This window comes from Pelagimonas sp. KU-00592-HH (genome assembly GCF_040369695.1).
Classification (GTDB): Bacteria; Pseudomonadota; Alphaproteobacteria; order Rhodobacterales; family Rhodobacteraceae; genus Shimia.
The window spans coordinates 1,448,864-1,455,762 of sequence record NZ_BAABWM010000001.1; the positions used below are offsets into that span (position 1 = coordinate 1,448,864).

The 6,899-nt window shown below is 56.7% G+C and carries 6 protein-coding genes; 1 reads left to right on the forward strand and 5 read right to left on the reverse strand.

The window, feature by feature from the left end; genetic code table 11:
* Window positions 1–33: 33 nt before the first annotated feature.
* The 4 genes from dld to ABWV42_RS07120 all read right to left on the reverse strand — a co-directional run bounded on the left by dld (window position 34) and on the right by ABWV42_RS07120 (window position 4,976).
* Window positions 34–1,716, reverse strand: a complete 1,683-nt coding sequence (gene dld, locus ABWV42_RS07105; protein ID WP_353339492.1) for a D-lactate dehydrogenase — start codon at window positions 1,714–1,716, stop codon at window positions 34–36.
* A 15-nt stretch (window positions 1,717–1,731) separates the two neighbouring features.
* Window positions 1,732–2,097, reverse strand: coding sequence for a TRAP transporter large permease subunit (locus tag ABWV42_RS07110; RefSeq protein WP_353339493.1), 366 nt, complete (start codon window positions 2,095–2,097; stop codon window positions 1,732–1,734).
* Complete coding sequence (locus ABWV42_RS07115; RefSeq protein WP_353339494.1) at window positions 2,094–3,797, reverse strand: TRAP transporter large permease subunit; 1,704 nt, start codon at window positions 3,795–3,797, stop codon at window positions 2,094–2,096. Before ABWV42_RS07115 ends, ABWV42_RS07110 begins: the two co-directional genes overlap by 4 nt.
* A 126-nt stretch (window positions 3,798–3,923) precedes the next feature.
* Window positions 3,924–4,976 carry a TRAP transporter substrate-binding protein gene (locus tag ABWV42_RS07120; protein WP_255109994.1) on the reverse strand — a complete coding sequence of 351 codons (1,053 nt, stop codon included), beginning with the start codon at window positions 4,974–4,976 and terminating at the stop codon, window positions 3,924–3,926.
* Between the two features lie 333 nt (window positions 4,977–5,309).
* Here ABWV42_RS07120 and ABWV42_RS07125 point away from each other — a divergent pair, with 333 nt between their 5' ends.
* Window positions 5,310–6,083, forward strand: a complete 774-nt coding sequence (locus ABWV42_RS07125; RefSeq protein WP_353339495.1) for a FadR/GntR family transcriptional regulator — start codon at window positions 5,310–5,312, stop codon at window positions 6,081–6,083.
* Between the two features lie 60 nt (window positions 6,084–6,143).
* Here ABWV42_RS07125 and ABWV42_RS07130 read toward each other — a convergent pair whose 3' ends face one another.
* Window positions 6,144–6,692, reverse strand: a complete 549-nt coding sequence (locus ABWV42_RS07130) for a hypothetical protein (protein WP_353339496.1) — start codon at window positions 6,690–6,692, stop codon at window positions 6,144–6,146.
* Between the last annotated feature and the right edge of the window lie 207 nt (window positions 6,693–6,899).

Here is a 6,899-nt window from a genome sequence, read left to right on the forward strand (position 1 = left end):
ATTAACAAGGCAAATTTAATTACGCCCCATCCTTCAGCCGTAATTCCTGTTCCGCGACATCTTCCCGATACCGGGGTTCATGCTGTTGGTCGGATCAACCGACTTGTAGAACGCCGCAAGGTCCGGCTTGGCAGGGTACAGATGCCCGACATTGTGCTCGGCCGGGTATTCAGCGCCACGCTTGTCCAGGATCTCCAGCATCGCCTGCTTCAGGGCCTTGGGATCAGCCCCTTTCTTCACAACATAGTCCTGATGCAGAACGTGACACATGAAGTGGCCATAATAGAGACGGCTCACCAGCTGATCGCCAATCTCTGCCGGCAGGTCTTCGAACCACTCGGTGTCATTGCGGCGCAGGGCAATATCCAGGGCGATAATGTCTTCCACCTCGCTAGCATGCACTTTCATGTAGCGAATGGCGGCCCCCGCCGCGGCAAACCTGTGCAACCCTGCGATCTTGGCCTCACGGTCATCACATTCGAAAAAGTCGAGCTTCCCCTCACCCGCCATATCCGACAGCAGCACCTTCGCCTCTTCAATCCCCCCATCGCGCATCTTGAGGATCAGATGATGCGGAAACGACGTGCGAAAGGCCCGCATGCGTTTCGGCAGAATGTCAGGCCAGAACTTCATCGCGAACTGCATGAAGTTGTCCGTGAAATTCGCAAGGCCCGGCACATTTGCCAATCGCGCGTCTACAGCCCCCTTGATCGCGAAAAACACCGGCAAGCGATCCGTGCCAAGCTTGTCGATCATCACCATGGTGTCCTTGCCATAGCGATCAGAGACGTCAAAGACCTCTTCGTGCATGTACTCCGCGCTCACCGGAAGGGTCTTGAAATCCGCAAGGATTCGACGGCGCAACTCTGTCAACGCGGCGGTATCACGCGTCCCGACGTAGAACGTGCGCTCGTCATCATTCTTGGGATAGGTGTCCAGACGCACCGCAAAAACCGCGAGCTTTCCGGCACACCCTGCTGCTTCGTAAAGGCGCGACTTGTCGGCATTGAACCGCGCGGGCGTGTCGGCATCCACGTTGCGCACCCGACGCGCGTAATCGGTGTCGGATGCCTTGCGATTGTCGACCGCAATGTCCTGATCGCCATAGGTGCCGGATTGCAGTCGGCTCAGAATCTCTTCCGGGCTGTCACCAAGATCGATCCCCAGATGGTTCAATAGTTCAAGTTGCCCCTCCGCGTTGATCCGCGCATGCAGCGACAGCTCGGTATACGAAGGGCCACGCTCGACAAGCGAACCGCCAGAGTTGTTACAGACGCCCCCGACAACCGAAGCACCAATGCAGGACGACCCGATCACCGAATGCGGCTGCCGGCCAATGGGTGCCAGAAGCTTCTCTAACGCGAACAGGGTCGACCCCGGAAAGCTGATCACCTGCTTGCCGTCATTGATCAGTTGCAGCTGATCCATCCGCCGCGTGTTGATCAGCACGACATCACGATCATAGCTGCCCTTCGGCGTCGACCCTTCGGTCAGGCCGGTGTTGGCCGCCTGCATGATGACGATCTTGTCCGCTTCGACACAGGCCTCAAGCACCTTCCACTGCTCCAGAAGGGTCGCAGGCTGCACCACGGCAATCGCATCCCCTTCACCGGATCGAAACCCCTTGCGAAACCGCTGGGTCCGGCGGGCGCCGGTCAGCACATGCCGCCGCCCACAAATGGATTTCAAACGCTTGATCAGTTCTGCATCGGTCATGGGGTCAAGCCTCGCTTAGTAGGCAACCGATGGCAACCACGTTGCCAGTTGCGGCCACAGGAAGACAAAGGCCAGACCGGTCAACTGAAGGATCACGAAGGGAATGATGCCCTTGTAGATATCCGTCAGCTTGATCTCAGGTGGACAGACCCCCTTGAGATAGAAGAGCGCAAATCCCACGGGTGGCGTCAGGAAGGACGTCTGCAATGTCACCGCGACAAGGATCACGAACCAAACCAGCGCCGGTTCATCCATCACGCCAAAGCCCGGAATATCAAGACCAAGGCCATTCACGATCGGACGCATCAGCGGCAGCACGATCAGCGTGATCTCGATCCAGTCCAGCACAAAGCCAAGCAGGAAGACGATGAACAGGATCATGAAGACTGTGCCATTCGGACCAAAGCCAGTCCCTGGATCATCTCTTCGATCAGCGCGTCGCCGCCCAGTTCACGCAGAACATAGGAAAACACGGTCGCGCCAAGGAAGATCGCAAAGATATAGGCGGTGGTGTTGAAGGTCGCCTTCAGAACGTTGATCAGCTTGTGCAACGTCAACTTGCGATACCCAAGCGCCAGCAGGGTCGCGCCCAAGGCACCAACACCGGAGGCTTCGGTCGGCGTTGTCAGGCCCGCAAAGATCGACCCGAGAACCGCGAGAATAAGGCCAAGCGTCGGCAGGACGGCAATCAGCACGTCTTTAACAGCGGCCCAGTCCGGCGCCTTTGCGCCTTCGGGAACCGGCGCGACATCCCGTTTGATCAGGGCGATCACGAAGATATAGCTCAGGTACAGCGCACCGATGATCACGCCGGGGAAGACTGCTGCCATGAACAGGTCACCAACCGACAGCGCCATCTGGTCGGCCATGATCACAAGCATGATCGACGGCGGGATCAGGATACCCAGCGTACCAGAGGCGGACACCACACCCGCCGCCAGCGACGGGTTGTACTTCTGCTCCATCATCGACGGCAACGACAACACACCCAGAAGCACCACCGAGGCCCCGATGATACCGGTCGAAGCAGCAAGGATGATACCGATCATGGTCACGGTGATCGCCAGACCTCCCCGCACCGTGCCGAACAGGCGCTGCATCGAAGACATCAGGCGTTCGGCCACACCGGACTCGTCCAGCATCAGCCCCATGAAGATGAACATGGGCAGCGCGACCAGAACAGCGTTCGACATGGTGGCATAGACCCGGTTCACCACGGCACCCAATGTCAGGTAATCAAGACCGGTCAGGGTTTCTTCCAGACCTGTCCAGTTCATCATGCCATTGTCGAACAGGTAGGCCAGACCACAGTAGGCAACACCCACACCCGCCAGCGTCCAGGCCACCGGAAAACCGGTGAACAGAAGCGCGATAAAGGTCAGGAACATCGCGATGACCAGCTTTTCCTCGGTTGTGTGCACAAGGAAGGTCAAGGCGGTCGCAACGATTGCAAAGCAGACCAACGCCCAGAAGATCAGCCGCAGGCCTTTGCCTTCGCGCTCTTCCTCAAGGTTCATCCAAAGCGCATGAACGTCGTGGATCAGTCGCGCCACGGCTGCTAGCGCCAGCATGACAAAGCTGATCGGGATCACCGCTTTCAGGGCCCAACGCGCCGGCAGACCGGTCGGGCTGTCCGAGCGCTCGTTCACCCGCCAGCTTTCATAGAAATAGTCATAGCCCTGGTCGATCATCAGGTAGATGAACGGCACCAGAAGCGTCAGGATACCGATGATCTCGATAACCCGCCGAGCACGCTCGGACAGCTGCATGTGCAACAGGTCAACACGCACGTGGCTGTCGGTGACAAGCGCATAGGAAATGCCGATCATCGTCACCAGACCGTAAAAGTGCCACTGGATCTCGTCCAGCTTGGGGTAGTTCTGGTTAAAGAGATACCGCAGTCCCACCTGCGATACGATGGCAAGCACCAGAAGCAGGTTCGCCCACATCACGACATTGCCGACGCCCTTGACCCCCTTGTCGATTGCAACGGCAATCGCCTGCTGGTCGCGGTCGTCGTGTTCCAGGATGTGCTCATAGACCTCGATCGGGTCGTCTTGCGGATGCAGGTTCTCGGCCATGGTCTCCTCCTAAAGATGCTGGCACGGGGCCGGAAAAGCGGCCGGAAAAGTCGGGGAAATAAAGAAAATCAGAAAGGTCGGGGGCGGCGCATGGGAAGGCCGCCCCCGGGGTGCAAGTAATCGGGATTACTTGCGAGGGAGGAACGCGTTCTCTTTCCAGACGGCATAGCCCGCGCGGAACTCGTTCATGTCAGCCAGAACCTTGGCAAAGTAGGCATCCTTGCCTGCTTCTTCGGCAGCAACCTCGTCCCAGGTCTTGCGGAAGGTGGCGAGCATCTCGTCATCCCACTGCTTGATGGTCACGCCGTTGTTCTCGACGTTGTCGATCAGAGCCGCGTGCTGGATCGCTTCACCTTCTGCGAACGAGTCTGCCATCGAAGCCTTACATGCGTTCTCGATGATCGCCTTGTGCTGCTCAGATGCTTCGTTCCAGACGTCCTTGTTCACGAGCAGTTCAAACACGGTGGCCTGCTGGTGCCAGCCCGGGAAGTAGTTGAACTTGACCAGCTTGTGGAAGCCCAGACGCGCGTCGATGGCAGGCATCGAGAATTCGGTTGCGTCGATTGCGCCCTTTTCCAGCGCCGGGAAGATTTCACCACCCGGAAGCAGCGAAGTCGCAACACCCAGTTTCTGCATGACTTTGCCACCCAGACCGAAGAAACGCATCTTCAGGCCCTCAAGGTCGGCCGGGCTGTTGATCTCTTTTGCGAACCAACCCGAGGTTTCCGGTGCGATGATCGCGCAGGGCAGAACCTTCACGTTGAAACCAGCCTGGTCATACATCTCCTGGTACAGGCTCATGCCGTTGCCATAGTACAGCCACGCCATGTATTCGCCCGCCTCCGGACCAAACGGAACGGCCGAGAACAGCGGTGCCGCGGGGATTTTACCCGCCCAGTAGCCGGCAGTGGTGTAACCCGAGTTGATCTTGCCCGACGAAACAGCGTCGAGGATTTCAAACGGCGGAACCAGCTTGCCCGGCTCGTACACCTTCATCTTCAGGGTGCCGCCCGACATCAGGTCAAGCTGTTCGGCAACACGCGGGATCGGCGAGCCCAGGCCCGGCAGCGCAGTCGAGAACGCGATCGGGGTTTTCAGCAGCATCTTGTCTTTCGCCATTGCGGCAGGGGCTGCCAGAAGCGACGCGGCCACAGCCAGCGAAGTCAGGGTCTTTTTCATGAGTGTCTCCTCCAGAATTCAGATCAGCCGGTTTCTCGGCCAGCAATCACACCGCCTCCGCGGCACATCATGGTAAATATTGTTTACCTCTAAATTCAGTCAACAACTTTATTGACCAATTCATGAGCGAAGTGGCGAATTCAAGATCGACGTTCAGACAGGCAAAAATCTGCGTTTTTCTTAAGAAAAAATCGAATTTCTTTTGTATTCAATCGCATACCGACGCTGTTGATATACGGGTTTCTGGGTAGCAGCCCCTTGATTGAAAGCGCCTCACTGGTAAATATTAGTGACAACCTTTTTTCACCGCCAGAACCGCAGAAACGGGAAATCATGGACCATTCCAGCCCCTTTGACCCTGTTGGACACGAATCACTTGCCGTCGCCGTGGTCGATCAAATCGAATCGATGATCGTTGACGGCATTCTCAAGGAAGGTCGAAAACTTCCCTCAGAGCGGGACCTTGCAGAAGCCCTTGGCGTCTCGCGCCCCAAGCTGCGTGAAGCCCTACAGATCCTGGAAGAACGCGGGCTTGTGCACGTCCGTCACGGAGAAGGAACTTACATCGCCGCCCTGAGTGGACGGGCCATGTCCCCCGCCCTCCTCGCGCTCTACACGCGTCACGGACGCGCGTTCTACGACTATCTCGAATACCGGCGCGAACAGGAAGCCTTCGCAAGCCGACTGGCAGCGGAACGCGCCACGCAGTCCGACAAGGAACGCCTGTCGGACATCCTCCAGACCCTCCAGAAAGCCTGGGAAGAGGAAGACGCGGAAACCAGTCAGGAGGCCGACCTCGCACTGCACGTTGCCGTCGTGGACGCCAGCCAGAACACCACGTTGATCCACATGATGGCCTCCATCTATGACCTCACGCGCCAAGGCCTGTTCTATAATCGCAAATACCTGCGCACCATGGACGGTACCGGCGAGAAGCTCCTGGACCAGCACCGACAGATCGTCGAAGCCATCCTGTCCGGTAATCCTGATCGGGCAGAACGGGCCGCGCGCGCTCACCTGGATTTTGTGGAACAGTGCTTCCGTCTCGGCCAGGAGCAAGCCGAACGCGAAACCCGCGCCGCCAAACGCAGGAAGCTTTCTCAGTAGGAAGCACTGGCCACCTTTGTCACGGCAGCTCCACCGCTGACCCAGAATGAAGAGTCAATCTCACGGCGTGCAAATCGTACGATCCCTGTTTTCAAACACTTCATCTGTTGTCGACGTCACATAAACAGTTTCTGCGAAACACCAAGTGCTCGCCACTGCATTTCCAGATATCGTGGTGTTGATAAAGTAAACGCGCATTGGGCTTTGACGCTCCTCTCTTTCCACAACAATATCTACTGACAGGTTTTGGCGTTCAGACTCTTCAGCTGCGTGATCAAACACTGCTTTAAAATCCAGCAAAAGTAGTGGCAACAACAACGCATCTCGCCAGGCCTCAAGCGAGAAAAACAACATGTCTGCGCGATCGAAATCATAGATGCTCAACTGCTCTCCAAAGAAGCCTTCCTTATCCTGTTCTTTAAATGAAGACTCAAACCCCTCGGGAAATCCCCAAAGAACGTAGTCGATCTTTTTTCCGCCCTCGTTGAAGAATTCGGCAGCAAATCTGCTCTTAAACTCGTCCGCATGAACGCGACTGGACGGCGTGACACCCCAACACATTAGAGCGAAAAAATTCACAACAATGACCCTCAAAAAAGTTCTTTTCACATGCTTCCCCTAGTTCTCGTTTCTCAAATCACTTTTTCCCGGAGCAACGCCAGAAAACTCCCCTAGCACGCCACAGACACGACCCTTAGTATCTACAGTATCTACCTCTCCACAACGGCATCCACGCACAATTCATCTGCAGGCTTTTAAGTTCAAACGACAAAAAGCGCCCCTTGGGGCGCTAAGTATTTGATATTCGACGTAGGA